Below are 26,713 nucleotides of genomic sequence, written 5' to 3'. Positions count from 1 at the left end.
GGCGGGGTCCCGCACCCGTTCGACCGCCCGCGGCGGTCAGTCGTCGGAGGCTTCGACGCCCGGCATCGGGAGGTCGTCGACGTGGCTCGCGGCCTCCTCGAAGTTGGGACCGGGCTCGATGGTCCCGGCCTCGCGGTCCCACTCGATGTAACCGGCCTCCTCTAAGGCCGGCAGGTGCGTCTCGCGGAGTTCGGCGGCGATCTCGTCGGCCCGTCCGCGAACGCGCAGATCCGCGACCGTCTCGACGGCGCCGTCCGCGAGGGCGGCGACCGCGCGCCTGCGCTCCGGCGCCGAGACGACGGCCGCTGGATCGGTGGTGGGAGTGTCGAGTGTCATTGTGTGGCTCCGTTCGTATCTACGAAAGCGGTCGTAACGAAATAAAAGCACCGCCGAACCCGTTCCCCGCCTCGTCGGCCCGCTCGACGGCGTGTGACGCGACGCCGGCGTCCGCGACCGGTCGCCCCGGCCGGCGAGGGAAGAGAACCCGCGCCGAACGGCCGCTCGTTGCCGACACTTCACAGAAATATGAGAAGTGTACCAACGAGTACCATGGTACTATTTACACCCCGTAAACAACCGTTTCAGATGTTTTAAATGCGTGACGTGTGGTACCGTTTCTCAAAACTTATTTGGAAAGTGAAAGGTTTTAGTCGGCCGAGCGTGTACGGTGAGATATGTACCAAGGCTCTATCACCTCGGCGGAGACGCACCGGCCGATCGGCGCCGACTCGCCGCCGGGCAGCCGCTCGCCGCTGGGGACGCTCGCGTTCCTCGCGCTCGTCGTCGCACCGTTCGTCGCGTTCGCGTACCCCGTCGCGACCGTCGCGCTGCTGACCGGCACCGTCGCGCTCGCCGTCGTCTCGCGGTCCGTCCTGCGGACCCTGCGCCGCCGCAGCGGCCGCGTCCGGACGCTCACGCTCCCCGGCCTGGGAACCGTCGAGTACCGGATCACGAGGAACTAACGCGAACGACCGGCGTGCGGCCGAACCGCCGCCGAACTACCGCAGAACAGCTTTTCGAAGGGACTCGCTCGCCCAGCGGTGACGCCGAGGGCGGCCGCGGACTCGCCGCGGATTTCCTTCTCGTCGATTCCCTCAGATACCGTACGCGACGCGCTCGCCGACGTCGAGCCCGTTCGCGAGCGCGGCGTGGAGCCGTCCCTCGCCGGCGACCCAGTCGCCGAGCAGGTACAGCCCCGCGTCGCGCGCCGAGTCTACCGGGCCGCGGTCGACCCCGCCCTCGGGCAGCGCGTAGCGCCATCCCTGGTGGTCGGTCCACACGGGGTCGGCCAACCGCTCGTCGCCGACGATGTCGGCGGTGTGCTCCGCGAGCGCGGCGACGTTCTCGGCCGGGTCCTCGTCGTAGCGCGCCGTCGACCAGGCGTCGTTCGCCTGGACGACGAGCAGCGTCTCGCCGTCCGGGACGTGGCCGGGCTTACACTCCTCGCGGGAGATCCAGCCGACGGCGTGCTCCTTGTCGGTGTTGACGAGCGCGTAGTAGGGCACGTCGAGTTCGAACGGGTACCGGAGGACCGCGGTCCAGACGCTGCCGTACTCGACCTCGCCGACGGCCTCGACGAGCGTCTCGCGGACCGGGTCGTCCCACTCGGCGGTCGCGAGGAGGTCCCTCGTCTGCGGGGCCGGCGGGTTCATGAGGAGGGCGTCGAACGGCCCGCGCGTCTCGCCGTCCGCGTCGACGAGCTCCCAGCGGCCGTCGCCGTCGGCCGCGCCGTCCAGGCGTCGGACCGTCTCGATCCGGGTCCGTCGGTGGACGGTCGCGTCGGTGCGGCCGAACAGGCGCTTCGCGATCTGCGTGAGCCCCCGCCGGTAGCTCCACTTGTGGTCGTCGGCGTCCCGGCCCGGCGACACGGTCTCGTCCGCCTCGAAGGTGTACACCGGTTCCGTCACGTCGACGAGCCCCTCGTCGTCGAGCGTCTCGGTAATCAGTTCGACGACGCGGTCGTCGTCGCTCTTCAGGTAGTTCGCGCCGTAGTCGTACGTGAGCTCCTCGTGGCGCCGGGTGGCCGCGCGCCCGCAGAGCCCGCCGGACTTCTCGAAGACCGTCACGTCCGCGTCCGGGACCGCGCCGTCGATGACGAACGCCGCCGCGGCCGCCCCCGCGCCCGCGCCGACGATGCCTACGTGGGTCACACCGATCGTAGGGACCGCGACCACTTAACCGGTCGCCGCGCGGGTCAGTCGTCGTCCGGGCCGACGACCATGACCGGGACGTCGACGCCGCGCCGGACGCGGGCCGGGACCGGATCGGGGTGGAGCAGGCGGTCGAGCCCGGTCCGGCGGGCGGCGCCGACCACCACGAGGTCCGCGTCGTGCGCGGCGGCGAAGTCGACCGCCTCCCGGTGCGGCGTGCCGTAGCGGAACCACTTCTCCACCTCGACGCCGGCGGCCGCGCCCGCGTCCGCGGCGGCCTCGACGAGCTCCTCGCCGGCCCGCTCGCGGCGCTCGACGACCATGTCCCAGCCCTCGGTTGTGTCGACGACGTACAGCGCGTCGACGGTCGCCCCGTGCGTCGCCGCGAGGTCGACGGCCGCCGAGGCCGCGGCCCGTCCCGCGGGGTCGTCGGTCGTGACGACCAGCACGCGCTCGAAGCGCCCCGTCCCGGGCGACTGGGCGGGGCGGTCGGCGTCGCGGGACGCGGTCGCGGTTCCGTCGCGCGGGTCGGCGGCGTCGGTGTCGGTGGACATGGTGTGGGGTTCGGGCGTCGGTCGGGTGACGCCCCGTGTTCGAATACGGCTACGAGAGGCGTCCTCTTAACAATTTTCGACAGGATAGACGATTATCATAATTTATTCGCGGCGGCGCGTGAGCGGTCGCGACCGCCGCCGGGCGGTGACTCGCCGCCGGCCCACCGCGGGCGGTTCCGGGCCGACGAGCGACTTGCGGGGACCGACCGCAGCGACGAGTTTTAGTCGGCGAGCGCGGTGGGTGGAAACGAGAACTCCCCGAACCGGGGGAGCGGTGCCGAGAGGCGGACCGACAGGGGGTACGCACGTCATGACACAGACCGACACCACGCGGACGACGGACGACGATGGGTGAGGGCGAACCGATGGCGGGAGACGCCGACGGGGAGGCAGAGGCGACGGCCGCCGGGGACGGGTCGACGGGCGGTGTCGACTACGCCGCGCGCGCCGCCGACACGCTCGGCTTCTCCCGGTGGTGGCAGATCGCGGCCGCGGCCGGGATGATGGCCGCGGTGAGCCCGTACCAGTACGTCTGGTCGTCCATCTCGCCGGCGCTCTCCGAGGGCCTCGACATCGCGCTCCCGGCGCTGGGCGCGGTGTTCTCGTTTTACGTCGTGTTCCAGTCGCTCTCGCAGTTCCCGGCGGGCAAGTGGCGGGACAGCCGGGGGCCGGGCGCGCTCACCTTCCTCGCGGCGGTGCTCGCGGGCGGCGGGTACATCGGCCTCGCGTACGCGACGAGCCTGTGGCAGCTGTACCTGCTGTACTCGCTGGGCGCGGTCGGCGTCGGCATCGTCTACACGGTCGCGGTCAACACCGCCGTCAAGTGGTTCCCCGACCGCACCGGGCTGACGACTGGGGTCGGGACGATGGCGTTCGCGGCCGGGAGCGCGCTCGTGGTCCCGTACGTGCGGGCGAACGCGACCGTGGCGGCGTACAGCGACGTGCTCCGCAACATCGGGATCGGGATCCTGGTCGTGACGCTCGTCGGCTCGTTCCTCCTCCGGGACCCGCCGACGGACTGGCTGGACCGCGACGGGGACGACGACGGCGACGAGGGTGACGACGGGCTGGCCGCCTCGATCCGCGGCCGCAACTACTCGACGCGGGAGATGCTCTCGACCTGGCAGTTCTGGCTGCTGTACGCGATGTTCATCGCGATGGCGAGCGCCGACCTCCTCGTCATCGCGAACGTGGTCCGGTTCGCGGAGAACTTCGGGCTGGCGGCGCTCGTCGCGACGCTCTCCGCGACGCTGCTCCCCGTCGCGGCCGGCGTCTCGCGGCTGATCCTCGGCGAGGCGACCGACCGCTTCAGCCGCAAGCGCGTGATGGCGGGCTCGTTCCTCCTCGCCGGGCTCTTCCGGGTCGGGCTGGTGGCGGCCGGCGAGGCGGGTAACGGCGCCGTCTTCGTCGCGTTCGTCCTCGGCGCGATGTTCTTCTCCTCGCCGCTGTACGTCTTCTTCCCGTCGCTGCTGGCAGACTACTACGGCTCGGCCAACTCCTCCGGCAACTACGCCGTCCTGTACACCGCGAAGGTCGGCGGCGGGGTCTTCTCCGGGACGGTCGCCGGCTACCTCGTCGCGAGCCTCGGCTGGAACCCGACGTTCCTCCTCGGCGGCGCGCTCGCGCTCGCCGCCGGGGCGGCGGTGTTCGTCCTCCGCCCGCCCAGCGGCTCCGGGCTGGAGTCCGCGCCGTCCACGGCGGACTGACGAGGGGAACGGGCGCGTTCCCCGCCCGATTCCTCTACCGCGTTAGCCGGCCACTACCGCGTCCGCCTACCCCTATCGCGCCGCCCGGCGGACCGCGAGCGACCAGAGCCCAACGGCGACGCCGCCGGCGGCGAGCACCGCGTTGACGCCCGCCGGTTCGAGGCCGAACGGCGTGAACGCGGGGGCGATCGACGCGTGGAGCAGGAAGCCGACCGCGCCCGCGGCGGCGACGCGTCTGGGGCGCCACACCCACGAGTCAACGGTGCTCCCCACCGGGCCGAAGACGCGGTCGCCGGAGGCGACGAGGACGTGGCCGAGGCCGAACACGGCGCCGAGCGCGACGGAGCCGGCGAGGTCGACGGCGACGCTCGTCTCGAAGAGGCGGTACCAGAACACGTGCGCCAGCCGCGCGGCCGCGCCGAGCGTCAGGGCGAGCGCGAGGTCGAAGGCCCCGGCCGCGACGCGGCGAGGCGTCACGAGAGCGTCCCCACCAGGGCGTAGAACGGGTCTTCGCCCGGCCGCTCGGCGATCCGATCGGCGACCGCGAACCCGCCCGCGTCGAGGTACCGCTCGACGAGGTCGGCGCGCTCGGTCATCGAGGCGGCGCGCCACGCACGGACGGCCTTCGTCGGGAACATGCGGTTCGAGAAGCTCACGACGACCGTCCCGCCGGGCGCGAGGACGCGGGCGAACTCCGCGAACACGGGGCCCGGGTACTGGAGGTACTGGACCGACAGCGCGCAGCAAACGGCGTCGAAGGACCCGTCGGCGAACGGGAGCGACGGATCGGCGTTGAGGTCGCTGACGACGAACTCGTCGAGGCGGTCGTTGGCGGCCAGTTCGGCCTCGTTGAGCCCGTGGCCAACGACGCGCTCGTAGTCGGTCTCGGGTAGGTGCGACACCCAGCTGCCCATCGCGTCGAGGACTCGGTCGCCGGGCTCGGTGACGGAGTCGTACAGCGCGGTGAGCCGGTCGAGGAACGCGTCGTCCGCATGGGTGACGAACCGCGGCTCCTCGTAGAACGTCCCGTCCGGCCGGTCGTCGCGCTTGCGGCGGTCGAGCTCCGAGAGGACGGTCGTCACGGTACCGGACCGAGGTGCGCGGGACAAAAGAGCGCGTCGCCCCCACCGGACGGCTTTTGCCGGCGGAGATTTTACCAATTGGTAATGGACTCCACTCCCACCGCCGCCGACCGCGGGCTCCACCCGGCCCCGCGCTCCGACGTCTTCCAGAACCAGGGGAAGTTCCGCACCCGGTTCAATTTCCCCGGCCGCAACGTGCCGGACCACGACGACCACGGCTACGGGCCGCTCTCGACCGTCGTCGAGTCGTTCATGGACCCCGGGACGCTGATCCGGATGCACCAGCACCGCGACGAGGAGATCGTCTCGTGGGTCCCCGCGGGCGTGATGCGCCACGACGACCGCGAGGGCAACGAGCTGGTCACGGACCCCGAACACCTGCTCGTGATGAACGCCGGGTCGGGCTTCTGGCACGCCGAGGAGACGCTCGCGGACGACCCGCCGCTCCGGATGCTCCAGATATTCGTCCGACCGCACGAGCTCGGCCTCGAACCCGGGATCCAGCACGGGCCGCTGCCCGACCCCGAGCCGAACGAGTGGCGCCGCGTGTTCGCGCCCGCGGGCGCCGACCACCCGTTCACCGTGCGCAACGCGGTCGACTGCTACGACGTGCGCCTCGACGCCGACGCGGGCGCGACGCTCCCCGAGATCGAGGGGCGCGACGCCTACGTGTACGTCTTCGAGGGCGCCGTCGACGTCGACGGCGTCGCGCTCGATGAGACGGAGAGCGTCCTCTGGACCGGCGACGGCGCCCCGCCGACCGTGACCGCGGGCGGGGAGGGCGCGACCGCCGTGGCGTTCCTGATGGACCCCGACGCGCCCGTGACGCGGCAGGGGACGATCGGTCGGTAGCGCGGCGGCGACCCCGAACGCTCAACTCTCGGCCCGCCGAACGCGACGTATGCGCACCCCGCTCGCGGCCGCCGGGCTCGTCGCGCTCGGCGTCCTCCTGATGGCGAACCCGCTGTTCCTCCCCGTCTCGGTCGGCGAGCCGACCCCCGCGTACACGCACACCGTCCAGCCGGTGACCGAGGGGTCCGTCGCGGGCTTCGAGTCGCCGGCGAACGGCTCGAACGCCTCGGACGCCGTCGTCGCGTACGCCGACCTCTCGCCCGACGCCCGAGCGGCGTTCGACCGCGCTCGCGACTCGCCGGAGGGGGGCTTCGGCGTCGAGCGCCCGGACGAGCGCGTCGACTCGCTGTCGTACCCGACGGAGCCGACGCTCGGGGACGGAATCTTGATCGTCGAGCGCGACGGCGAGCGGTACGAGTTCTGGACGCGGACCGTCGAGCGCGAGCCGGGCGCCGTCGTCGCGCAGCGCGTCCTCCTCCAGCCGGCGGCGTTCCTGATCGGGTTCCTCGCGGTCGTCGCCGGCGCGGCGGTCGGACTCCGGGGACGGCTCGGCGGGGAGTGACGGGGCCGCGACGGCGCGACCGACCGACTCACTCGGACGGCGTCGGCTGGCCGACCGGGCTGGGCGCGTCGCCGGCCTCGATCGCCCGGCGGGTCGACTCGCCGATCTCGACGAGGTGACACAGGGGGTTGCCGGGGTAGACGACCGGGTTCTCCAGGAGGCCGATCAGGAGGCCGGTGAACGGGGCCTCGACCGCGACCGCGTCCTCCTTGAACGGGTTGGTGATCGTCGCGATGCGTTCGCCCTCGCGGACGAGCGACCCGCTCTCGAAGTGCGTGTCGACGATGCCGCCGGAGTCGGCGCGGAGCCACGTCTTCTCGCCCGCGCCGGCGACGATGGTGCGCCAGCCGGGCCAGCGCACCGCGTCGGTCTCCAGGAGCCCGTACTCCGCGAACACGGAGCGCACCCCGTCGAGCGCGTCGTCGATGAGGGGGCGCTGGAAGCGGTGGGCCTCCCCCATCTCGATTGTGATCGTGGGGATGCCGTCGTCGGTCGCCTCGCCGCGGAGGGTGCCGCTCGGCCCGTCGCTGTCGATGACGACCTTCGAGCCGAACGCCATCGCGAGGCGGTAGACGGCCTCGTCGGTCATGTCCGCGCGGACGTGGAGCATGTTCGTCCGGCCGCGCGTGGAGGTGTGGAAGTCGAGCCCGAAGTCGCACGGCGCGATGAAGTTCTCGTAGATCTGGTAGGCCATGCGCTTCGAACTGGTCGACTCGGGCTTCCCCGGGAACGACCGGTTCAGGTCCCGGTCGTAGACGGGGAGGTACCGCTGCTGCGCGAGGAACCCGGGGACGTTGAGCACGGGGAGGCAGACGAGCGTGCCGGCCAGCTCGGAGAGGTCCCACTCGTGGGCGACCTCGCGGACGACCTCGATCCCGTTCAGCTCGTCGCCGTGGGCCGCGGCGGTGAGGAACGCGGTCGGCCCGTCGCGCTCGCCGTTGACGATGGTGACGGGGATCCGAACCGGGTCGCCGAGGTACGTCTCGCTGATGCCGTAGCGGATGTTCTGCGTGTCGCCGGGCGGCACCGCCCCGCCGTTGTACGTGAACGCCCGGTCGTCGCTCATGCCTGAGCGGAGCGGGGGGCGGGCTATATATATGGCGACCCGTCCCTCCCCGGGCGACCGGTCGGCCGAGTCGATCGGTCGAACTTTTAGGCACGCCCGCGCAGGAGTCGCTATGAGTTCGGACCCGGTTCGGGTGGGAGTCCTGTCGCTGCACAACAGCAAGGAGACGAAGGCGATCTGTAACGCGGTCGAGGATCTCGGCCACGAGCCGGTGTGGCTCCGCGAGGAGAACGCCGCCGTCAGCGTCGAGGACGGCGACGTCTCCGTCGAGCCCGCGGTCGACGTGATCGCGAACCGCCTCCTCCTGTCGAACACCGACCAGCCCGCGGAGCTGCTAGGGCTGGCGGCGACGTTCGAACGCATCCGCCCGATGCTGAACGAGCCGAACGCGGTGCTGGCGTCGATCCACAAGTTCGCCACGGCCGCGACGCTCGCCGACTGGAACATCCGCGTGCCCGACGCGCTGCTGGCGCTGTCGAACGACCGCCTCAACGAGGGGCGCGAGCGGTTCGGCGACGTTGGCGTGTATAAGACCGCGATCGGCACCCACGGCGGCGGGACGTGGAAGGTGGACCTCACGGAGCGGGTGAACCCGAAGGTCGGCAACCGGCAGGCGTTCCTCCAGAAGCTCATCGACCGCGACGACGAGAAGCACCGCGACCTGCGCGTGTACGTCGTCGGCGACGAGATCGTCGGGTCGATGTACCGCTACGCGCCCGAGGGCGACTGGCGCACCAACGTCGCGCTCGGCGGCGCGGTCGAGGACGCCACCGACGACATGCCTGACGAGGCGGCCGACACCGCCCTCTACGCCGCCGAGGTGATGGGCCTCGACTACGCCGGCGTCGACCTCGTCGAGGGGTACGACGGCTGGTACGTGCTGGAGGTGAACCCCACCGCCGGGTTCAAGGGCCTCTTCGAGGCGACCGGGACGAGCCCGGCCCCGTACATCGCGAAGCACGCGATCGAGACGGTCGGCGGCGAGGTGGACGACGAGGCGGTCGAGCGCGTCGCCGCGACGCTCGACGACTCGCGCCCGTCCTGCGCGCCCGCCCCGAAGCCGAGCACGACCGAGCAGCCCGACATCGGCTACATCGAGGAGGTCGTCGTCACCGGCACCTCCGGCTCGACGCAGGCGCTCGCGAAGTCCGACACGGGCGCGACCCGGACGAGCATCGACACCCAGCTGGCCGCCGAGATCGGCGCCGGCCCGATCAAGAGCATGACGCGCGTCAAGTCGGGCAGCGTGAAGGGCGGCAAGGCCCGCCCGGTCGTCGACCTCGTCATCGGGATCGGCGGGAACCAGCACACCGTCACCGCGAGCGTCGAGGACCGCGGGCACATGGAGTACCCGCTGCTGCTCGGCCGCGACATCCTCACCGACTACCGGGTCGACGTGCGCCGGCGCGCCGACACCGACGAGGCCGAGCGCGGCGAGGCGGGCGAGATCCTCGAAGAGGAGGAGTAAACCGCCCTGTCGGCGCCGGTTCGAGCGCCGGGCTCGTCTGGCGAAGGTATAAGACCGGGGGTGTCAATGTGACGGCATATGGTGAAGAGCACGGTTCGATTCCCCGAGCCGGTCGTCGAGGAGATCGAATCGCTCGTCGACGAGGGGCAGTTCGAGAGCAAGTCGGAGTTCTATCGGTTCTCCGCCGACTACGTGCTCTCGCGGACGCTCGACGAGTACGAGCCGTCGACGATCGACTACGACGCGATCGAGGCGGAGGTGATCCCCGAGACGGAGCGGAAGCTCGGCGGCGACGACGGCGAGACGGGGGAGCCGCCGTTCTTCGACTCGGTGGCGTTCGTCCGGAAGCTCGCGCTCCGCGGGCGGTTCAGCGACGCCGAGGACTTCATCGACCACCAGTACGTCCCGGGCGACCGGCACGCCGTCCTCCTCGAAGAGCTGCTCCGACTGTACCGGGAGGACGCCGCCGGCGACGACCCGGCGCCGGTCGAGGGCGAGGGGCGGCGCCCGCGACAGGGCAGCGAGGCCAACTGACCCGCGCGTCCGCGACCGACGCCCCGCGCTCGACCGCCGCCGGCCCGTCACCGGCCCGTCGCCGGCTCACGACTCGTACTCGGCCCAGACGTACCGCGTGCCGTAGCTCCGGTAGGGGCGCCACGCCTCGCCGATCTCGCGCATCTCCGCCCGCGACAGCTCCTCGCCGTCGTTGTAGACCTGCTCTATCCCCTTCCGCACCGCGAGGTCGCCGAGCGGCAGCACGTCCTCGCGGCCGAGCGCGAAGATCAGGTACATCCGCGCCGTCCACTCGCCCACGCCGCGGATCTCCGTGAGACGATCGACGACGGCCGCGTCGCTCAGGTCCGCCAGCCCCTCCCGAGTGAGGTCGCGCCCGCCGTCGCGGAAGGCGTTGGCGACGTTCCGCAGGTACTCGACCTTCGTGGCGCTGAGCCCGGCCTCGCGCAGCGCCGCCTCGTCGGCCGCGAGGACGCGGGCGGGCGTCGGGTCGCCGCCGAGGGCGTCCACGAACCGCTCGTGGATGGCCGCCGCGGAGGCGGTCGAGAGCTGCTGGTTCACGATAGAGGTACAGAGCCGCGCGAACTCGTCGTCCGCGGGCGCGACGTCGAGGGGGCCGTGGCGGTCGATCAGCGCGGCCATCGTCGGGTCCTCGCGCAGGGTCGCTGCGACTCGGTCGTCCATGTCGGGACCCGGGACCGCACGCGGGAGTACGATTCGGTTCTGACCGCCGTGGTGGGGGCGGCCCGCCCGAATAAACTTACTTCGAGTTTGGCGTTTGGAAGATGGAAACGTTCAACCATGACGGTTCCGACCGTTCGGGTATGCAACTCGAAGACGTCCAGCGCGTGGCAGTGCTCGGCGCCGGGAACATGGGACACGGCATCGCGGAAGTGGCCGCCCTCGCCGGCTACGACGTGTCGCTCCGCGACATCAACGACGACCTGGTCCAGAAGGGGTACGACCAGATCGAGTGGTCGCTCGGCAAGCTCGCCGAGAAGGACCGGATCGGCGACGACGAGGCCGACGCGGCGCTCGACCGCGTCGACGCCTTCGTCGACCTCGGGGACGCGCTCGACGGCGCCGACGTGGTCGTCGAGGTCGTCCCCGAGAAGATGGCGATCAAGAAGGACGTGTACGACGACGTGGTCGAGCACGCCCCCGACGAGGCCGTCTTCGTCACCAACACCTCCAGCCTCTCTATCACCGAACTGTCGGAGGTCACCGACCGACCCGAGCGGTTCTGCGGTATGCACTTCTTCAACCCGCCGGTGCGGATGGACCTCGTCGAGGTCATCTCCGGGAAGCACACGAGCGACGACACCCTCGAACTGATCGAGGGGCTCGCGGAGTCGATGGGGAAGACCCCCGTCCGCGTCCGGAAGGACAGCCCGGGCTTCATCGTCAACCGCATCCTCGTGCCGCTGATGAACGAGGCGGCGTGGATCGTCGAGTCCGGCGACGCGACGATGGAGGCCGTCGACTCCACGACGAAGTTCGACATGGGCCTGCCGATGGGCTCGTTCGAGCTGGCCGACCAGGTCGGCATCGACGTGGGGTACCACGTGTTGGAGTACATGCACGAGGTCCTCGGCGACGCCTACCGCCCGTGCCCGCTGCTCGGCGAGAAGGTCGAGGCGGAAGACCTCGGCAAGAAGACCGGCAAGGGGTTCTACGACTACGAGGACGGCGACGGCGCCCAGATCCCGACCGACGCGGTCGACGCGGACGTCCGCCGCCGCCTGCTCGCGGTGATGGCCAACGAGACGGCCGGCCTGATCGGCGACGACGTGGCCGACGCCGACGACATCGACGAGGCGGTGAAGCTCGGCGCCGGCTTCCCCGACGGCCCGGCCAAGCTGGCGGACGAGGAGGGGCTCGACGCCCTCGTCGAGACGCTCGACGCGCTCGCGGCGGAGACCGGCGAGGCGCGCTACGAGGCGACCGACTACCTGCGCGAGGCGGCCGAGGAGGGCGGGTTCCGCGGCGACGGCGGCGGCGACGCCGACGACGGCCCCGACTACGAGGTGCTGAACGTCGAGGTCGACGCCGAGAGCCGGGTCGGGCACATCGAGATCGACCGCCCGCACCGGATGAACACGATCAGCGGCGAGGTCCTCGACGAGCTCGCCGACGCGGTCGACCGGCTGGACGACGACGACGAGGTCCGGGCGATCCTGCTCTCGGGCGCGGGCGACCGCGCCTTCTCCGCGGGCGCCGACGTCCAGAGCATGGCCGCCGGCGGCGCCGACCCGATCCACGCGGTCGAGCTCTCCCGACAGGGCCAGCAGACGTTCGGCAAGCTGGAGTCGTCGGACAAGCCCGTGATCGCCGCGATCGACGGCTACTGCCTCGGCGGCGGGATGGAGCTCGCGACCGCCGCGGACATGCGGATCGCCTCCGAGCGCTCCGAGCTGGGCCAGCCCGAGCTCGACCTCGGCCTGCTGCCGGGCTGGGGCGGCACGCAGCGGCTCGCGCGGGTCGTCGGCGAGGGCCGCGCGAAGGAGATCATCCTCACCGCCGACCGCTACGACGCCGAGACGATGGCCGACTACGACTTCGTCAACGAGGTCGTCCCGGACGACAAGCTCGACGAGCGCGCGCGGGAGCTGGCCGAGCAGCTGGCCGGCGGCCCGCCGATCGCCCAGAAGTACACGAAGCGCGCGATCCACGCCGGTCGCACCGACAACGAGGCCGGCCTCGAAGTCGAGGCGATGGGCTTCGGCCACGTGATGAACACCGACGACCTCATGGAGGGCATCACGGCGTTCATGGGCGACGGCGAGCCGGAGTTCGAAGGGAAGTAACTCGGCCGGGAACCGTCGCGCGCGCCGTTCAGAACGGCGTGTCCGCCGCGGCGGCGACCTGGCCCCCGAGGCTGCCGACGAGGTAGGCCAGGGCCGCGACGAACAGCACCGCGCCGACCGCGTCGGAGAGGCCGGGCAGCGCGGTCTCGACGAACGCGGGCAGCGTCGTCGCTCCGGACAGCGGGATCAGGAGGAGGGCGACGCCCCGGCGGAGGGATCGGGTCTGGTCCGACATGACGGGCGGGAGCCTCTCGCCGGAGCGGCAAATCGGTGACGGACGGGGGCGCTCAGACGTACCCTTCCTCGACGAGCAGCTCGCCGTTGAGCAGCGAGGCGCCCGCCGCGCCGCGGATCGTGTTGTGCGCGAGGCAGTTGTACTTCGCGCCGGCGTCGGTCGACTGGACGCCGCCGGCGACGATCCCCATCCCGTCGGCGTACGTGCGGTCGAGGCGGGGCTGCGGGCGCTCGGGCTCGTCCTCGCCGAACACCTTGATGAGCTGGTCCGGCGAGCTGGGGAGGTCGCCGACGCCCTCAAACGAGCGCATCGCCTCGCGGAGGTCCGCCGGGGAGGGGTCCTCGGCGAACTCGGCGAAGACGTTCTCCAGGTGGCCGTCGAGCGTCGGGATCCGGTTACACGAGGCGGCCACGTCGGCGTCGTGGAGCGCGACCTCGGCGCCGTCGAACTCGCCGAGGAGCTTGCGCGACTCCGTCTCCATCTTGTTCTCCTCGCCGCCGATGTGCGGGATGGCGTTGTCGATGATCTCCATCGAGGTGACGCCGGAGTAGCCGGCGCCGGAGACGGCCTGGAGCGTGGAGACGCGGACGCTTTCCAGGCCGAACTCGTCGATCGCCGCGAGCGTCGGCACCATCGTGATCGTCGAGCAGTTGGGGTTCTTCACCAGCGCGCCGTCCCAGCCGCGCTCGTCGCGCTGGACCTCGATCAGGTCGAGGTGGTCGGGGTTGATCTCGGGGATGGTGAGCGGCACGTCCGCGGCCATGCGGTCGTTCGAGGAGTTCGAGGAGACGACGTAGCCGGCCTCCAGGAACGCGGGCTCGACCTCCGCGGCGACGCCCGAGGGGAGCGAGGAGAAGAGGAGGTCCACGTCGGCGTCGGCGATCCCCTCCGGGGTCGTCTCCGCGACCTCCATCTCGGCCACGTCCGCCGGGATCGGCGTGTCGACGCGCCACTTGGCCGCCTCGCGGTACGTCTCGCCCGCGCTCTCCGAGCTCGCCGTGACCGCGGCGAGGTCGAAGGTCGGGTGGTCGTCGAGCAGCTGGATGAATCGCTGGCCCACGGCGCCCGTCGCGCCGAGGATACCGACTCGGACTGACATTGCGCGTGGGTCCGTGACAGGGACGTAAGTGCGTTCGGATACGGGTCGATTCCGCCGGTCGCGGGCGGCGGATCGGCGGAACGGCCGATCCGACGACGATGCGTCGGCGATGGCGCCTCGCGCCCGACGGACCGTCACCGAGCGGCGCGATCCGTCCCGGGTCTCCGGATCCGCTCCGACGGCTAACACGTGACAAATAGGAATGCGTGACACTCTCACGCTACGTCCGAGTTCGACGCCGGGCGCCGCGGACGGACGTTTTAACTTCGGTCGGCGGGTATCGGCAGCCGCGCGCCATCAGTCCCCGCCCGAGTACTCCCCGATGGGAGCGATGACAGCGCGGAGAACCCAGGCGCGTGACATCGGTCGCAGACGCGACCCGCCCGTCGCCGCGCAGGCGACCGCCCGCCACGAGGGTTTCCCGGTCGACGCGGCACGCCGCCGGAGATGAGACCGGTCGTTAGTGTCGCGGGCGACATCTTCCGCCCCCGAGCGCGCCGTCTCTCAGAGAGCGACCGCGCCCGCTACTCGGAGTCGCGCAGCACCAGCGGCCCGATGGCGAGCGTGCGCTTCGCGAGCGTGAGCACGCGGAGCAGGTAGGAGACGAAAAGCGAGAACGGGAGGAGCGCGACCGCGAACGCGCCGCCGACGGCGAGCGTCACGTGGGCGACGCCGAGCGTGCTCCCCGGGAACGTGCCGGCGTCGACGACCGTGACCATGAGTCCCGCGACGACCAGCGCCGGCACCGCGGCGTAGAGGATGAGCCGCGAGAGGTCGATCAGCGCCCACTGGAAGTACAGCGTCTTGACGTGCTCGCGGGCGGGCCCGAACAGCGACACGGTCGCTTTCAGCTCGTCGAGGAGCCCCCGCTCGTCGTCGGTGAGGGCGTCGTCGTGCTCGGTGGCGATGCGCTCTATCTGTCCGATCTTCGGCCCGTAGTCGAAGTTCAGCGCGGCGAAGACGACGTCGAAGGAGCCGAACTCGGCGCCGTCGAGCTGGCCGCGCACGGCGTCGGCGTTCCCGGTGAGCCCCGTCGCGAGGTCGTCGACCTCCGCTCGGAGCGCGTCCCGGTCCGACTCGTCGCCGTCGTCACCCTGCCCCGCAACCGAGTCGCGGAGGTCCCGAGCGCGCCCCGCCGCGGCGCCGAGGATCGCGTCGAGGAACGCGGCCGGGTCCGTGGGCGTCGGCCCGCCGGTCAGGTCCGCGATGTCGTCCCGGACGGCGAGCGTGTCGTCCATGCGGTCCCGCTGGTCGCCGAGCGGGCCGTTCTCCTGCGTGAGCACGAGCTGTCCGATCGTGACGACGAGCGTCGCCCCCGTGACGATCGCCGTGATCATCGACGCGAACAGCGTCTCGACGGGGTCGCTCGACCCGACCTTCGTCGCGAGCGACGGCGATATCGCGACCGCGACGGCGACGAACGCGACGAAGACGGCGAGCGTCAGCACCGCCGCGACGACGAGCCGGTCCGCGCGCAACAGCAGCCAGAGCTTCACCCGGTTCTCGCCGGCGCGCTCGCGCATCGTGTCGGCGGTGTCCGTGCCGCCCGCGTCGGCGGCGTCCGCGTCGCCGCTCGCGCTCGACGACCCCTCGGTCGACCCGCTCATCGCGGTTCGACGCGCACCGAGAGGTCGTCGCCGGTCCCGTCGCTCGTTGAGCGCAGACCGCGCGGGCTCACGTCGACTCACATCCGTTCATGACGCACGGGTTGACCCGCGGCCGACAAATAACTCGCGGACGCCGCGGTCGGCGGGGGTCCCGCCGCAAGCCACAACACCGCGCTCGCCGAAGGGGCGGTATGTCGACCGACGCCGCCCTCGACGTCACCCTCGCCCGCAACGCCACGGTCCTCGCGACCGTGGACGAGACGACCTTCCTCGTCGATCCCCTGTTCGCCGAGGAGGGCGCGCTGCCGCCGATCGACGACACGCCGAACGACCGGAACAACCCGCTCGTGCCGATGCCGGACGTCGACCTGTCGCACGACGCGGTGGTCGTCACCCACCGCCACCCGGACCACTTCGACGAGGCGGCGGTCGAAGCGCTCGACCCGGACGTGCCGCTGTTCTGCCAGCCGGCCGAAGAAGACGCGTTCGTCGAGGACGGGTTCACCGACGTGCGGCCCGTCGAGGAGACGGCGTCGTTCGGCGGCGTCACGCTCCACCGGACGCCCGGTCGCCACGGACACGGAGAACTGGCCGAGGCGATGGGGCCCGTCTCCGGGTTCGTCGTCGAGGGCGCGGAGACGCTGTACCTCGCCGGCGACACGGTCTGGTACGAGCCCGTCGCCGAGACGCTCGCCCGGTTCGATCCCGACGCGGTCGTCCTCAACGGGGGCGCGGCGCGGTTCAACGAGGGCGAGCCGATCACGATGGGCGTCGACGACGTACGGGCCGTGCGCGAGGCGACCGACGCCGCGGTCGCCGTGGTCCACATGGAGGCGATCAACCACTGCCTGCTCTCGCGGGAGGAACTCCGGGCGGCGACGGAGGACGTGCTGGTTCCCGAGGACGGGGAGCGGGTCGGGTTCTAACCGCCACGCCGTTCCACCCTGCGGACCCCCGGCGACTTTGTGCGTCACCCCGGAACGGACTCGCATGTCCCGTGCCGCGGACCTCGGTCGGTTCTACGACCTCCTCGATCGCCTCGAAGCGAACGTCGGCGGGAAGCGACGCCTCGCGGAGTGTACCGGACGCATGGACTGGCCCGAGCGAGGGGTCTACTTCTTTTTCGCGAGCGGGGAGACCCGAGAGGCCACAGACCAGCTACGAGTCACGCGCGTCGGAACGCACGCCGTCTCGACGGGGTCCGGAACGTCGCTGTGGAATCGGCTGCGGACGCACCGGGGAGCGAACCGCGGGAGCTACGAGGGCGGCGGGAATCACCGCGGCTCGGTGTTCCGCAAGCACGTCGGGCGAGCCATGATCGAGCGGGACGGGCTCGGCGACGAGTACCCGCACTGGGGTGAGGGGGCGACCGCCGACCGTGAGCGTCGCCTCGCGGAGTTGGCTCACGAGCGCCGAGTCAGCGAGTACATTCGCGACCTCCCGTTCCTGTGGGTCGAGATCGAGGACGAGCCGGCCCCCGAGAGCGACCGCGCATACGTCGAGCGGAACGCGATCGCGCTCCTCAGCAACTACGAGCGTGACACCGTCGACGCCCGGAGCGACGAGTGGTTAGGGCGGGAGAGTCCTCGCGACGAGATAGCCGACTCCGGACTGTGGAACATCGCGCACGTCGACGAGCAACACGAAACGGGGTTTCTGGACCGGCTCGAAGACGCCGTCGGCGAGACCTCCGGGCTCTAACGCACCCTCGGTTTGCCAAAGGTCCGGGTGCGAGAATTGAACTCCGGTCGCGCCGCTCGCGTTCGCTCGCGTCGCTCCCTAGTTCAATTCTCCGCGCAACCGCGCGGCTCGCGGTGTTGCTCGCCGCGAGAAGGTCCGGGTGCGAGAATTGAACCCGCGTCTCAGCCTCCACAAGGCTGAAGGATAGTCCACTACCCTAACCCGGACACGCGTCGAAACGTACCTCGCTTCGGTAAATAACGGTTACGACTCCCGGACGGGCGTGGCATCGAGTGGCGCCCCGAGCGGAACGGCCGAGCGAGTCGCCGCCAGCCCCCGCTCACCGCGTCGCTTTTGGGGCGCGCCGGCGTATCGGCCGATAACCGTGGCCTTCACCGACAAGATCTACGTGAAAAACCACCGGCAGCTCGCCTCGCAGCTGGAGGCGAACATCCCGAAGGGGGCGTTCGCCGGCGCCACCCTCGACCTGCTGTTCACCGGCGACGGGCTCTCGAAGCTCGACGAGACGACCCGCGACCGCGTCCTCGACTTCGCGGAGGACTTCCTCGACTGCGACTGCGATTCGAACCCCTACTGCGGCTGTCCCGAGGAGAAGTTCATGCGCTACGTCCTCGAACTGCGCGCCGAGGGGCTCGGGCCGCAGGCCATCGTCGACGTGATGACCGACGACTACATGGTGTACGCCTACACCGGCGACGTGCTCTCCTTCCTCGACGACTCCGTCCGCAAGTTGGAGGCGATCGGGACGCTCGCGGACGTCGACGGCAACGGCGAGATGTCCGAGCGGGCCCGGAAGGCGAAGCGGGAGCTGTCCGGATAGCGACAGAAACGAGGCCAATCCGCCGACACGGCGCCCGCCCGCCGACGCCCTGAACGATTCGGGCGTCAGTCGCCGTCGGCGGACGGGATGTCGGACCCGATCTCCTCCGCCGGCGAGTCGCTCTCGGTGAGGTTCCCGTCGCGCCACGTGTCGCGTTTGAACCAGAGGTACGCGACGACGCCGCCGACGACGTTCGAGACCGGGAACGCGATCCAGAGGCCCATCGCCCCGAGCGAGCCGGCCGCAACCCACGCGACCGGGAGCCGGACGAAGCCGAGCGTGATCAGCGAGATGACGGCCGCGATCATCGTGTGGCCGGCGCCGCGAAAGCCGCCAGTGTAGGCGCGCATGGCGCCGATGAACCCGAACGACAGACCGCTCACTCGGAGGAACGTCGTCGCGTGGTCGACGACCGCCGGGTCCGGGGAGAAGACGCCCGCGATCGGTCGCGCGGCGAGGACGATGACCCCGCCGCCGACCGTGAGCAGCCCGAGCATGGCGCGGGCGCCGAAGTGGTTCGTCTCGGCGGCGCGGTCCAGCTCCCCGGCGCCGATGTTCTGCCCCGTCATCGTCTCGATCCCCTGCGAGACGGCGAGCGCCGGCAGGAAGATGACCGAGAAGATCCGCGTCCCGATGCCGTACGCCCCGCTCACCGCGTTCGGGAAGTTGGCGACGACGAGGAGGAGCGCGGTGATCGAGACCGAGCGAGCGGCGCCCTCCGCGGAGGCCGGCAGCCCGATGCCGAGGATCGTCTTCCCGAAATCCGGGTCGGGGAGCATCTCCGAGAGCCGGATCTGGACCCCGCGGTCCCCGCGGAACATGATCCGGAGTCCGACGAGGAGCGCGAGCGCCCGGGACCCGACCGTCGCGATCGCGGCGCCGCCGATGCCCCACCCGGTGAACCCGGTCGCGTCGAGGGCGGCGGCCTCGACGCCGCCGAGGCCGAGCGCGCCGAACAGCGGGTTCGCGTCGAACCCGAAGATGAAGATCGGGTCCAGGAGGATGTTGAGGACGACCGAGCCGGCCATGACGTACATCGGCGTCACGGTGTCGCCGTAGCCGCGCATCAGCGACATGAACACCGCGAAGCCGAAGACGGCGAAGAGGCCCACCGCGTACACGCGCATGTACTCGACGACGAGCGGCGCGACGGTCTCGTTCACGCCGAGGAGCGCCGTGATGTCGTCGACGAGGACGTAGCCCAGCACGCCGAAGACGACGGAGATGACGGCGGCGTACGCCATCGTCTGCGAGGCGGCGTAGGCGGCGCGCTCCTCGTTGCCGGCGCCGGTGTGTTGGGCGACGAGGACGCTCCCGGCGACGGAGACGCCGAGCGCCAGCGAGATCATCAGGAAGACGATCGGGAACGCGAACGTGATCGCGGACAGCGCCTCGGTGCTGTAGCGCCCGAGCCAGAAGGTGTCCGCCAGGTTGTACAGCACCTGAAAGAGGTTCTGGACGACGATCGGGAGGGAGAGGAAGAACAGCGGCCACCCGATGTCGCCGGAGGTGAGGTCGAGTTCGTCGGCGCCCTTGAACAGCGAGCCGACGGCGTCGCGGAGGCCCATCAGGCGACCGCCTCCGCTGGAGCCGAGCCGTCGCGTTCGGGGAGGGGACTGTGCGGGGGATCGGGGATCCGGCGGTCCGTGTCGGCCATTCGGTGTATACCAATACTGACTGACTAGTCAGTCAAAAGGGTTCGGAAGCCGGCGGCCCGCGGCGAGCGCTTCCCGGCGACGAGGAGCGGCCGAACGGTCTAAGTGCGCGCACGCCCGAAATCCGCCAATGAGTCTTCGGCCCGCGTGGCTAACGTTCAGGCGATACGCGGCGGCGACGACGGGGATGACGCTCGTCCTCTTCTCGCTCGGCGTCTACACCGCGGCGACCGGCTCCGGGCTCGCGTGCCAGGCCCAGTGGCCGCTGTGTTCCGACCAGCTCATCCCGGCGCTGACGATCAACCCCGACTTCATCGAGTGGTTCCACCGCGCGTGGGCGATGGTGACCGGCTTCCTCATCATCGGGGTCGCCGGGTGGACGTGGCTCGGGTCCGGGTTCGACCGGCGGACCAGGCTGGCGGCGACGCTCGCGGTCGCAATCTTACCCCTCCAGATCACCGTCGGCGCGATCACGGTCACCCTCAGCGGGCTCGTCCCCGGCGGGTACACGGTGTCGACGCACGCCGCGCACCTGGTCGTCGCGCTGACCATCTTCACGCTGCTCGGACTGGCGACCATCTGGGGCGGCGGGCGCGGGACCGCGCGGCTCCTCCGGGTGGCGGCCGGGATCGCGGTCGCCGGCGTCGTCGCCAGCGCGGCCTTCTCGCGCGCGGTGCCGTTCCTCACCTACGCGCCGCCCGCGCAGGCGGCGTTCTACATCACGGGCCTCGCCGGCCACCTCGGGCTCGTCGCGACGGTCGCGTACGCCACGGAGGCCGTCCGCGGCGGGTACGACGGGCTCGACGCCGGCACCGCCGGGAGCGTCCGCGCGCTCGCCCTCGGCTCGATGGGCGCGCTCGTCGGCACGCTGCTGCTCGGCCGCGACCTCGTCCTGTACACCGCCGTCTGGCAGCAGGTCAACCTCGTCGCGCTGGGCGTCGCGATCGCGCTCGCCGCGGGCGCGGCGTGGACCCTCCGCGGGGCCGACGAGATGCGCGACGGCGCCGCGCCGATCGGCGGCGACTGAGCGGCGCCCCGGCGTCGGACGCCCTCGGTCGACCCGAACGGGCGGCGTCGGACCGGCAGATGCGCGTCTGGGCCGCCCGAGGGAGGAAAGGTTGAAATCGCTCCCCGTACTCGCACAGGTATGACACGCCGCACCCACACCGACGTGAGCCGTCGGACGTACCTGAAGCTGACCGGCGGATCGGCCGCCGTCGGACTGACCGGCGTCGCCGGCTGCCTCGGCGACGGCGGGAGCGCCACGACGATCACCCCCGGGACCGCCCCCGGGTTCCCGCCGTTCGAGATGCGGCAGGACGGCGAGCTGGTCGGGTACGACATCGACCTGCTCGAGGCGGTCGTCGCCGAGACCGACTACGAGATCGGCGAGTGGGCGACCTTCGAGTTCGAGGGGCTCATCCCGGCGCTCACACAGAACGAGGAGATCGACGTCATCGCCGCCGCGATGACGATCAACGAGGAGCGCCGGCAGACGATCGCCTTCTCGGACCCCTACTGGGAGTCCGACCAGGCGATCCTCGTGCGCGAGGGCGGCGACTTCCAGCCGTCCGGGTGGAGCGACTTCGAGGGCACCCGGGTCGGCGCGCAGTCCGGCACCACCGGCGCGAACCAGGTCGAGACGAACCTCGTCGACGAGGGGATCATCTCGTCGGACAGCTTCTCGACGTACGGCAGCTACGTCCTCGCCGTCGAGGACCTCGCGAACGGCAACATCGACGCGGTCGTCGTCGACAACCCCGTCGCCGAGACCTTCGCCGCGAACCGCGACGTGACGATCGCGTTCGTCGAGGAGACCGGCGAGCAGTTCGGCTTCGGCATCCGGCAGAACGAGTCGGAGCTCCAGTCCGCGCTCAACGACGGCCTCCAGACCGTCCGCGACGACGGCACGTACCAGGAGATCACCAACACCTGGTTCGGGCAGGAGTAGGATGTCGGTTTCGGGGTCGCTCGCGCTCGCCGCGGCTGCCAGCCTCGCCAGCCTCGGGGCCCCGGACCCGACGGCGGGCGGCGCCCTCCTGTCGGCCGCCGAGTCGGTCGACTGGTGGCTCGTCGGCGACCCCGCGGACTGGTGGTTCGTCGTCCGGAACGCCGACTACCTCGGCGGCGGGCTCCTGTTGACCGTCGGGCTCACCGTCGCGTCGATCCTGCTCGGCTTCCTCGTCGGCTTCCCGGCCGGCGCGGTGGAGGTGTACGGGGACGGGCTCTCGAAGCGGCTCGTGGAGACGGCCGGCGTCGTCCTCCGCGGGACCCCCATCGTGGTCATCCTCCTCGTCATGTACTTCGTCCTCGGCGTCCCGCAGGTGAACCTCGGGGTCGGGTCGATCTCGCCGGCGATCTCGGCGGGTATCCTCGGACTCGGGCTGCGGAGCGCGGCGTACCAGTCGCAGATCTTCCGCGCGTCCCTGTCGAGCGTCGACGACGGACAGCTGGAGGCGGGCCGGGCCGTCGGGCTCTCCCGGTTCGAGGCGATCCGGTACGTCGTCGTCCCGCAGGCGCTCCGCCGGTCGATCCCGGGGTTCCAGAACGAGTTCACCATCGTGTTGAAGGACACGAGCATCGTCTTCGCGATCGGCCTCGCGGAGCTCCTGACCCGCGGCTACGACCTGTTCACGGAGCAGACGACCGCGGTCCTCGAAGTCATCCTGTTCATCAGTGCCATCTACTTCGTCCTCACGTTCACGACGAACCGCGCGCTCGATTACCTCGGCACCCGCTACGCGATCCCGGAGGGGGAGTCGGCGTGACTGACGACGACTTCCTCCGCGTGGACGCGGTCTCGAAGTGGTACGGCGACGAGCAGGTGCTCGACGAGGTCTCCTTCGAGATGGACCGCGGCGACGTGACCGTCCTGATCGGGCCGTCCGGCTCCGGGAAGTCGACGATGCTCCGCTGCGTCAACCGGCTCGCGGAGGCCCAGGAGGGCTCGATCACGCTGGACGGCGAGGAGGTGCTCTCGCCCGACACCGACGTGGACGAGCTCCGCCGCGAGGTGGGGATGGTGTTCCAGAGCTTCAACCTGTTCGCGCACCTCACCGCGGTCGGCAACGTCGCGCTCGGGCCCCGGCGCGTGCTCGGGCTCTCCGAGGACGCGGCCCGGGACCGCGCGGCGGACCAGCTTGAGCGCGTGGGACTCGCCGACCAGCTCGACTCGTACCCCGCGGAGCTGTCGGGCGGCCAACAGCAGCGCGTGGGGATCGCCCGCGCGCTGGCGATGGAGCCGAAGCTCATGCTGTTCGACGAGCCGACGAGCGCGCTCGACCCCGAGCTCATCGGCGAGGTGCTGGAGGTGATGCGCGGACTGGTCGAGGACGGGATGACGATGCTCGTCGTCACTCACGAGATGAGCTTCGCGCGGGCCGTCGCCGATGAGGTCGTCTTCCTGGACGACGGCCGGGTCGTCGAGCGCGGGCCGCCAGAGCAGCTGTTCGAACGCCCCGAGAAGGACCGGACCGCCCGCTTCCTCGACCGAATCGCGAGCCACGAGTGATGGCGGGGGCGACGCGACCGCGGACGGTCGGCGAGCGCGTGGCCGACGCGGACGAGTCCGCCGGCCGGATACTGCTGGTTGCCGCCGGCGCGCTGTTCTGGGGCTGGCTCGTCGTCAGCTGGGGGAACCGATGGCTCGGCGGCGTGATCGCCCCGGTCGGCGAGCCGCTCGTCTCGCCGGACGCCGTCGAGGCCGCGCTCGCCGGCGTGCCGGGGCTCGCCGGGCTGGCGGCCGACGCCGCGTTCGTGGTCGAACTCTCGCCGATCCTCGCGCAGGGGACGTGGCTCACCGTGGTCATCACCGGCGTGAGCCTCGTCTGCGGCTTCTTCATCGCCGTGCCGCTGGCCGTCGCGCGGGTGTACGGTCGGTTCTCCGCGTGGCTCTCCTTGGGCTACACCGAGCTGCTGCGCGGCACGCCGCTGCTCGCGCAGCTGTTCGTGCTCTACTACGGGCTGAACCTGGCGGCGTCGGTCCCGGCGGTGCTGTCCGGCGTCTTCCCGCGCGAGGTGGTCTGGGTGGCGATTCTCGGGTTCACCCTCAACGGGGCGGCGTACCAGGCCGAGTACATCCGCGGCGCGGTCGAGAGCGTCGACGACGGGCAGATCACCGCGGGGCGGGCGATCGGGCTCTCGAAGCTGGAGTCGATATACTACGTCGTCCTCCCGCAGGCGCTCCGCTACGCGATCCCCTCGTGGACGAACGAGTTCGTCTACCTGATCAAGTACTCGTCGCTGGCGGGCTTCATCACGGTCCCGGAGCTGTACTACCTGGCCAATCAGGTCGCGAGCGACACCTTCCGGTACACCACCGTCTTCCTCGTGCTCGGCGCGATGTACCTCGCGCTCGTGTTGACGGCGTCGAAGGTCATGGAGCGCGTCGACGAGCGCGTCGCGATCCCCGGGCTCGGGGCGGACCGGGAGCGGTGACGCTCACCCCTCGAAGTCGGTGACGACCTCGACGCCCCGCACGTCGTACTCGTCCATGGCGGCGAGCCGGTCCGAGACCTCCGACAGCGACAGCTCGCGGGCGACCAGCGCGCCGGGGTCGATCCCGGTCGCCTCGATCAGCGCGAACAGGTCCGGGTAGCTCGTCGGCGGCATCCCGCGCGAGCCGAGGAAGGATATCTCCCAGCGCGTCATCCAGTCGGTCGGCAGCGACACCTCGCCGCGTTCCGCGTCCGTGGTGAGCCCGACCTGGACGTGCGTGCCGCGCGGGCGCAGCGACCGGATTGAGTTGCGGCAGGTCTCCGCGATCCCCAGGGCGTCGAGCGAGACGTCGGCGCCGCCGTCGGTGAGGGCGCGGACCCGCTCGGGGACGGACCCGTCTCCTTGGAGCGACTCCGGGTTCACGGTCTCGGCCGCGCCGAACTCGGCCGCGAGCGCGAGGGCGTCGGGGTCGAGGTCGACCGCGACCACGCGGGCGCCCAGCGCGGCGGCGATCTGGACCGCGGAGAGCCCGACGCCCCCGCAGCCGTGGACCGCGACGGCGTCGCCCCCGCCGACGGTCGTCCGCTCGGCGAGGGCGTGGTACGCGGTCATGTAGCGACAGCCGAGCGCCGCGGCCGCGGTCGCGCCGAGCCACTCGGGGCGCTCGACGAGGTTGTAGTCGGCCGCCGGGACGGCCACGCGCTCCGCGAACGCGCCCGGCGCGGCGGCCTCGAACCCCAGCGCCCGGCCGTCCTCGCAGACGTTGCCGGCCCCGCGGCGGCAGTGCGGGCAGGTGCCGTCGCCGAGCGAGAAGGGGACGACGACGCGGTCGCCGGGTTCGAACCGGTCGACCTCGCCGCCGACGGCGACCACCTCGCCGGCCGGCTCGTGGCCGAGGACCTGGCCGCGCGGGACGCGGTCGTCCGCCCACTCGCCGTGGCCGGCCCAGGCGTGCCAGTCGCTGCGGCAGACGCCGCAGGCGTCGACGCTGACGACGGCGCCGTCCGGGTCCGGATCGGGCTCGGGGAGGTCGCGGACGGTCAGCGGCTCGCCGTACTCCTGGAGGATCGCTGCGCGCATACGACGATCCATCGGGGGCCGCGACAAAGGTCTCTCGGCGTCGCGGGGGCGTTTCTCGTTATTTTCGCACTTTTCAGACTTGATCTCAGCGTATGACAAGTGATAGGCGAGTAAGGTTTATACTGGCCGAGTAGTCTCGTTGACACGTGTCCCCAGCGATGGAACGACGCCCCGGGATCGCCTACCACCGGCCTGCGGGGGATCCGTCGCGGTTCGTGATCGAGGCGTCCGGGGAGTCCCGGATCGAGGTCCCGGAGCGCGCGGAGGGCGGCTGGCTCGACTGCGTGGTCGACGAGGACCGCGAGCGGCTCCGCGAGGCGCTCGACGCCGCCCCGGTCGACGTGGTGTACCGCGTCGTCTCCGACGGGGAGCCGCAGTGGGTCCACGAGCGCGGCCGGGCGACGGACGGCGGCGACGTGGTCGGGTACCTGTTCCCCGCGGACGAGCGCGTCGAGCGCCGGAAGCGGCTGGAACGCCAGCGAGAGCGGCTCGACGAGTTCGCGAGCGTCGTCTCGCACGACCTCCGGAACCCGCTCTCGGTCGCGTTCGGGAACGTCGAACTGGCCGCCGAGCTCGACGGGGACGCGTCGAGCGAGCGGCTGGACCGCGCCCTCAACGCGCTCGACCGCATGGACGACCTCATCTCGGACCTCCTGACGCTGGCCAAGGAGGGGAAGACGGTCCGGACCGCCGAGCCGACAGACCTGCGGTCGGTCGTGGACCGCGCGTGGCGGACCGTCGGCGAGCCGGCCGACGCCGCGCTCGTCGTGGACGGACCGCTCCCGACCGTGACGGGCGACTCGGAGCGACTCCGGCAGTGCCTCGAGAACCTCTTCCGGAACGCCATCGAACACGGCGCGCCCGACGAGTCCGGGTCGGCCGACGCCGCCCCCGCGGACGACGAATCTGACTCGGCCGGTCGCGTCGCGCCGGGCACGTTCGCACCGGGATCGGGTTCGGCGGGCGGCGACCCGAGCGCCCCCGACGCCGCCGCGGTCCGCGTCCGCGTCGGGCGGACGGACGAGGGGTTCTACGTCGCGGACGACGGCCCGGGGATCGACCCCGACCAGCGGGACGCCGTCTTCGAGCCGGGCCACACGACCGCCCCCGACGGCACCGGCTTCGGGCTGGCGATCGTCGGGCGGATCGCGGCGGCGCACGACTGGACCGTCTCGGTGACCGAGAGTCGCGAGGGCGGCGCGCGGTTCGAGTTCCGCTGCGCGGACGCGGTCGACTCCCCGACGCCGAGCGGAACCGACACGGATCCGAACTCGCCCCGGCTCAGCGGCGGCGGGAGTCGATGAGCGACCGGCTCCGGC

At 71.4% G+C, this 26,713-nt stretch carries 28 protein-coding genes and 1 tRNA gene; 16 read left to right on the top strand and 13 right to left on the bottom strand.

Annotated features, from left to right (window positions below):
* Window positions 1-36: 36 nt before the first annotated feature.
* Window positions 37-336 (bottom strand): DUF7344 domain-containing protein, encoded by a 300-nt coding sequence (locus tag HPS36_RS11525; protein WP_121563856.1) that lies wholly within the window; start codon window positions 334-336, stop codon window positions 37-39.
* 338 nt (window positions 337-674) lie between these two features.
* On the opposite strand from HPS36_RS11525, the gene HPS36_RS11520 reads away from it, so the two are divergent.
* Window positions 675-962 (top strand): hypothetical protein, encoded by a 288-nt coding sequence (locus tag HPS36_RS11520; RefSeq protein ID WP_173230240.1) that lies wholly within the window; start codon window positions 675-677, stop codon window positions 960-962.
* Window positions 963-1,094: 132 nt separating this feature from the next.
* On the opposite strand, the gene HPS36_RS11515 is transcribed toward HPS36_RS11520, so the two are convergent.
* Window positions 1,095-2,150 (bottom strand): NAD(P)/FAD-dependent oxidoreductase, encoded by a 1,056-nt coding sequence (locus tag HPS36_RS11515; protein WP_173230239.1) that lies wholly within the window; start codon window positions 2,148-2,150, stop codon window positions 1,095-1,097.
* A gap of 44 nt (window positions 2,151-2,194) precedes the next feature.
* Window positions 2,195-2,704 carry a universal stress protein gene (locus HPS36_RS11510; RefSeq protein WP_173230238.1) on the bottom strand — a complete coding sequence of 170 codons (510 nt, stop codon included), beginning with the start codon at window positions 2,702-2,704 and terminating at the stop codon, window positions 2,195-2,197.
* A 347-nt stretch (window positions 2,705-3,051) separates the two neighbouring features.
* On the opposite strand from HPS36_RS11510, the gene HPS36_RS11505 reads away from it, so the two are divergent.
* Window positions 3,052-4,410 carry an OFA family MFS transporter gene (locus HPS36_RS11505; protein ID WP_173230237.1) on the top strand — a complete coding sequence of 453 codons (1,359 nt, stop codon included), beginning with the start codon at window positions 3,052-3,054 and terminating at the stop codon, window positions 4,408-4,410.
* Window positions 4,411-4,482: 72 nt separating this feature from the next.
* Here HPS36_RS11505 and HPS36_RS11500 read toward each other — a convergent pair whose 3' ends face one another.
* Together HPS36_RS11500 and HPS36_RS11495 are read right to left on the bottom strand one after the other, a co-directional pair.
* Window positions 4,483-4,887, bottom strand: a complete 405-nt coding sequence (locus tag HPS36_RS11500) for a hypothetical protein (protein WP_173230236.1) — start codon at window positions 4,885-4,887, stop codon at window positions 4,483-4,485.
* A complete protein-coding gene (locus HPS36_RS11495; protein WP_173230235.1) occupies window positions 4,884-5,492 on the bottom strand; it encodes a class I SAM-dependent methyltransferase in 609 nt (202 codons plus the stop codon). The genes HPS36_RS11500 and HPS36_RS11495 overlap by 4 nt, the downstream gene beginning before the upstream one ends.
* 84 nt (window positions 5,493-5,576) lie before the next feature.
* Here HPS36_RS11495 and HPS36_RS11490 point away from each other — a divergent pair, with 84 nt between their 5' ends.
* Window positions 5,577-6,344, top strand: coding sequence for a pirin family protein (locus tag HPS36_RS11490; RefSeq protein ID WP_137715912.1), 768 nt, complete (start codon window positions 5,577-5,579; stop codon window positions 6,342-6,344).
* A 49-nt stretch (window positions 6,345-6,393) separates the two neighbouring features.
* A complete protein-coding gene (locus HPS36_RS11485) occupies window positions 6,394-6,906 on the top strand; it encodes a hypothetical protein (RefSeq protein WP_173230234.1) in 513 nt (170 codons plus the stop codon).
* A gap of 28 nt (window positions 6,907-6,934) precedes the next feature.
* Here the strand turns inward: HPS36_RS11485 and HPS36_RS11480 are convergent, their stop codons facing one another.
* Window positions 6,935-7,972 (bottom strand): succinylglutamate desuccinylase/aspartoacylase family protein, encoded by a 1,038-nt coding sequence (locus HPS36_RS11480; protein ID WP_173230233.1) that lies wholly within the window; start codon window positions 7,970-7,972, stop codon window positions 6,935-6,937.
* 112 nt (window positions 7,973-8,084) lie between these two features.
* On the opposite strand from HPS36_RS11480, the gene HPS36_RS11475 reads away from it, so the two are divergent.
* On the top strand, window positions 8,085-9,440 hold the full coding sequence (locus HPS36_RS11475) for a putative ATP-dependent zinc protease (RefSeq protein ID WP_137715909.1): 1,356 nt from the start codon (window positions 8,085-8,087) through the stop codon (window positions 9,438-9,440).
* Between the two features lie 78 nt (window positions 9,441-9,518).
* On the top strand, window positions 9,519-9,974 hold the full coding sequence (locus HPS36_RS11470; RefSeq protein ID WP_173230232.1) for a ribbon-helix-helix domain-containing protein: 456 nt from the start codon (window positions 9,519-9,521) through the stop codon (window positions 9,972-9,974).
* Between the two features lie 66 nt (window positions 9,975-10,040).
* Here the strand turns inward: HPS36_RS11470 and HPS36_RS11465 are convergent, their stop codons facing one another.
* Entirely contained in the window at window positions 10,041-10,637 is a 597-nt protein-coding gene (locus HPS36_RS11465; protein ID WP_173230231.1) for a DNA-3-methyladenine glycosylase family protein, read from the bottom strand.
* A gap of 140 nt (window positions 10,638-10,777) precedes the next feature.
* On the opposite strand from HPS36_RS11465, the gene HPS36_RS11460 reads away from it, so the two are divergent.
* Entirely contained in the window at window positions 10,778-12,760 is a 1,983-nt protein-coding gene (locus HPS36_RS11460) for a 3-hydroxyacyl-CoA dehydrogenase/enoyl-CoA hydratase family protein (protein WP_173230230.1), read from the top strand.
* Between the two features lie 28 nt (window positions 12,761-12,788).
* Here the strand turns inward: HPS36_RS11460 and HPS36_RS11455 are convergent, their stop codons facing one another.
* The 3 genes from HPS36_RS11455 to HPS36_RS11445 form a co-directional block, all read right to left on the bottom strand.
* The gene (locus HPS36_RS11455) at window positions 12,789-12,995 is read right to left on the bottom strand and encodes a hypothetical protein (RefSeq protein ID WP_173230229.1); all 207 of its coding nucleotides are present in this window, start codon (window positions 12,993-12,995) and stop codon (window positions 12,789-12,791) included.
* Window positions 12,996-13,047: 52 nt separating this feature from the next.
* Window positions 13,048-14,094, bottom strand: a complete 1,047-nt coding sequence (asd, locus tag HPS36_RS11450; RefSeq protein ID WP_137715905.1) for an aspartate-semialdehyde dehydrogenase — start codon at window positions 14,092-14,094, stop codon at window positions 13,048-13,050.
* Between the two features lie 524 nt (window positions 14,095-14,618).
* Entirely contained in the window at window positions 14,619-15,701 is a 1,083-nt protein-coding gene (locus HPS36_RS11445) for a hypothetical protein (RefSeq protein ID WP_173230228.1), read from the bottom strand.
* A gap of 191 nt (window positions 15,702-15,892) precedes the next feature.
* Between HPS36_RS11445 and HPS36_RS11440 the strand changes: the two genes are divergently transcribed.
* Both HPS36_RS11440 and HPS36_RS11435 read left to right on the top strand, forming a co-directional pair.
* A complete protein-coding gene (locus HPS36_RS11440) occupies window positions 15,893-16,627 on the top strand; it encodes an MBL fold metallo-hydrolase (RefSeq protein ID WP_173230227.1) in 735 nt (244 codons plus the stop codon).
* A 64-nt stretch (window positions 16,628-16,691) separates the two neighbouring features.
* A complete protein-coding gene (locus tag HPS36_RS11435) occupies window positions 16,692-17,402 on the top strand; it encodes a hypothetical protein (RefSeq protein WP_173230226.1) in 711 nt (236 codons plus the stop codon).
* Between the two features lie 133 nt (window positions 17,403-17,535).
* Here HPS36_RS11435 and HPS36_RS11430 read toward each other — a convergent pair.
* A tRNA-His gene (locus tag HPS36_RS11430) sits at window positions 17,536-17,608 on the bottom strand.
* A gap of 158 nt (window positions 17,609-17,766) precedes the next feature.
* Between HPS36_RS11430 and HPS36_RS11425 the strand changes: the two genes are divergently transcribed.
* A complete protein-coding gene (locus HPS36_RS11425; protein WP_173230225.1) occupies window positions 17,767-18,222 on the top strand; it encodes a DUF5814 domain-containing protein in 456 nt (151 codons plus the stop codon).
* 65 nt (window positions 18,223-18,287) lie between these two features.
* Here HPS36_RS11425 and HPS36_RS11420 read toward each other — a convergent pair whose 3' ends face one another.
* Complete coding sequence (locus HPS36_RS11420; RefSeq protein WP_173230224.1) at window positions 18,288-19,790, bottom strand: MATE family efflux transporter; 1,503 nt, start codon at window positions 19,788-19,790, stop codon at window positions 18,288-18,290.
* 217 nt (window positions 19,791-20,007) lie between these two features.
* On the opposite strand from HPS36_RS11420, the gene HPS36_RS11415 reads away from it, so the two are divergent.
* From HPS36_RS11415 to HPS36_RS11395, 5 genes are all read left to right on the top strand, one after another.
* The gene (locus HPS36_RS11415) at window positions 20,008-20,904 is read left to right on the top strand and encodes a COX15/CtaA family protein (RefSeq protein ID WP_222595372.1); all 897 of its coding nucleotides are present in this window, start codon (window positions 20,008-20,010) and stop codon (window positions 20,902-20,904) included.
* A gap of 120 nt (window positions 20,905-21,024) precedes the next feature.
* A complete protein-coding gene (locus tag HPS36_RS11410; RefSeq protein ID WP_137715899.1) occupies window positions 21,025-21,828 on the top strand; it encodes a basic amino acid ABC transporter substrate-binding protein in 804 nt (267 codons plus the stop codon).
* Between the two features lies 1 nt (window position 21,829).
* Complete coding sequence (locus HPS36_RS11405; RefSeq protein WP_173230223.1) at window positions 21,830-22,645, top strand: amino acid ABC transporter permease; 816 nt, start codon at window positions 21,830-21,832, stop codon at window positions 22,643-22,645.
* On the top strand, window positions 22,642-23,388 hold the full coding sequence (locus HPS36_RS11400; RefSeq protein ID WP_173230222.1) for an amino acid ABC transporter ATP-binding protein: 747 nt from the start codon (window positions 22,642-22,644) through the stop codon (window positions 23,386-23,388). The genes HPS36_RS11405 and HPS36_RS11400 overlap by 4 nt, the downstream gene beginning before the upstream one ends.
* Window positions 23,388-24,314, top strand: a complete 927-nt coding sequence (locus tag HPS36_RS11395) for an amino acid ABC transporter permease (RefSeq protein WP_173230221.1) — start codon at window positions 23,388-23,390, stop codon at window positions 24,312-24,314. Before HPS36_RS11400 ends, HPS36_RS11395 begins: the two co-directional genes overlap by 1 nt.
* 3 nt (window positions 24,315-24,317) lie before the next feature.
* Here the strand turns inward: HPS36_RS11395 and HPS36_RS11390 are convergent, their stop codons facing one another.
* Complete coding sequence (locus tag HPS36_RS11390) at window positions 24,318-25,394, bottom strand: zinc-binding dehydrogenase (protein WP_173230220.1); 1,077 nt, start codon at window positions 25,392-25,394, stop codon at window positions 24,318-24,320.
* Window positions 25,395-25,540: 146 nt separating this feature from the next.
* On the opposite strand from HPS36_RS11390, the gene HPS36_RS11385 reads away from it, so the two are divergent.
* Window positions 25,541-26,698, top strand: coding sequence for a sensor histidine kinase (locus HPS36_RS11385; RefSeq protein ID WP_173230219.1), 1,158 nt, complete (start codon window positions 25,541-25,543; stop codon window positions 26,696-26,698).
* The last annotated feature ends 15 nt before the right edge of the window (window positions 26,699-26,713 follow it).

This window comes from Halorubrum salinarum (assembly GCF_013267195.1).
Classification (GTDB): Archaea; Halobacteriota; Halobacteria; order Halobacteriales; family Haloferacaceae; genus Halorubrum; species Halorubrum salinarum.
This window is presented reverse-complemented; position numbering and strand designations above follow the sequence as displayed.

Bases quoted from the DNA above. Each gene is read 5' to 3' on its own strand.
- HPS36_RS11485 (WP_173230234.1), top strand. From the start codon at position 6,394: ATGCGCACCCCGCTCGCGGCCGCCGGGCTCGTCGCGCTCGGCGTCCTC.
- HPS36_RS11520 (WP_173230240.1), top strand. From the start codon at position 675: ATGTACCAAGGCTCTATCACCTCGGCGGAGACGCACCGGCCGATCGGC.
- HPS36_RS11465 (WP_173230231.1), bottom strand. From the start codon at position 10,637: ATGGACGACCGAGTCGCAGCGACCCTGCGCGAGGACCCGACGATGGCC.
- HPS36_RS11475 (WP_137715909.1), top strand. From the start codon at position 8,085: ATGAGTTCGGACCCGGTTCGGGTGGGAGTCCTGTCGCTGCACAACAGC.
- asd (WP_137715905.1), bottom strand. From the start codon at position 14,094: ATGTCAGTCCGAGTCGGTATCCTCGGCGCGACGGGCGCCGTGGGCCAG.
- HPS36_RS11435 (WP_173230226.1), top strand. From the start codon at position 16,692: ATGTCCCGTGCCGCGGACCTCGGTCGGTTCTACGACCTCCTCGATCGC.
- HPS36_RS11470 (WP_173230232.1), top strand. From the start codon at position 9,519: ATGGTGAAGAGCACGGTTCGATTCCCCGAGCCGGTCGTCGAGGAGATC.
- HPS36_RS11410 (WP_137715899.1), top strand. From the start codon at position 21,025: ATGACACGCCGCACCCACACCGACGTGAGCCGTCGGACGTACCTGAAG.
- HPS36_RS11510 (WP_173230238.1), bottom strand. From the start codon at position 2,704: ATGTCCACCGACACCGACGCCGCCGACCCGCGCGACGGAACCGCGACC.
- HPS36_RS11490 (WP_137715912.1), top strand. From the start codon at position 5,577: ATGGACTCCACTCCCACCGCCGCCGACCGCGGGCTCCACCCGGCCCCG.
- HPS36_RS11460 (WP_173230230.1), top strand. From the start codon at position 10,778: ATGCAACTCGAAGACGTCCAGCGCGTGGCAGTGCTCGGCGCCGGGAAC.
- HPS36_RS11440 (WP_173230227.1), top strand. From the start codon at position 15,893: ATGTCGACCGACGCCGCCCTCGACGTCACCCTCGCCCGCAACGCCACG.
- HPS36_RS11395 (WP_173230221.1), top strand. From the start codon at position 23,388: ATGGCGGGGGCGACGCGACCGCGGACGGTCGGCGAGCGCGTGGCCGAC.
- HPS36_RS11525 (WP_121563856.1), bottom strand. From the start codon at position 336: ATGACACTCGACACTCCCACCACCGATCCAGCGGCCGTCGTCTCGGCG.
- HPS36_RS11420 (WP_173230224.1), bottom strand. From the start codon at position 19,790: ATGGGCCTCCGCGACGCCGTCGGCTCGCTGTTCAAGGGCGCCGACGAA.
- HPS36_RS11445 (WP_173230228.1), bottom strand. From the start codon at position 15,701: ATGAGCGGGTCGACCGAGGGGTCGTCGAGCGCGAGCGGCGACGCGGAC.
- HPS36_RS11455 (WP_173230229.1), bottom strand. From the start codon at position 12,995: ATGTCGGACCAGACCCGATCCCTCCGCCGGGGCGTCGCCCTCCTCCTG.
- HPS36_RS11405 (WP_173230223.1), top strand. From the start codon at position 21,830: ATGTCGGTTTCGGGGTCGCTCGCGCTCGCCGCGGCTGCCAGCCTCGCC.
- HPS36_RS11390 (WP_173230220.1), bottom strand. From the start codon at position 25,394: ATGCGCGCAGCGATCCTCCAGGAGTACGGCGAGCCGCTGACCGTCCGC.
- HPS36_RS11505 (WP_173230237.1), top strand. From the start codon at position 3,052: ATGGGTGAGGGCGAACCGATGGCGGGAGACGCCGACGGGGAGGCAGAG.
- HPS36_RS11415 (WP_222595372.1), top strand. From the start codon at position 20,008: ATGAGTCTTCGGCCCGCGTGGCTAACGTTCAGGCGATACGCGGCGGCG.
- HPS36_RS11480 (WP_173230233.1), bottom strand. From the start codon at position 7,972: ATGAGCGACGACCGGGCGTTCACGTACAACGGCGGGGCGGTGCCGCCC.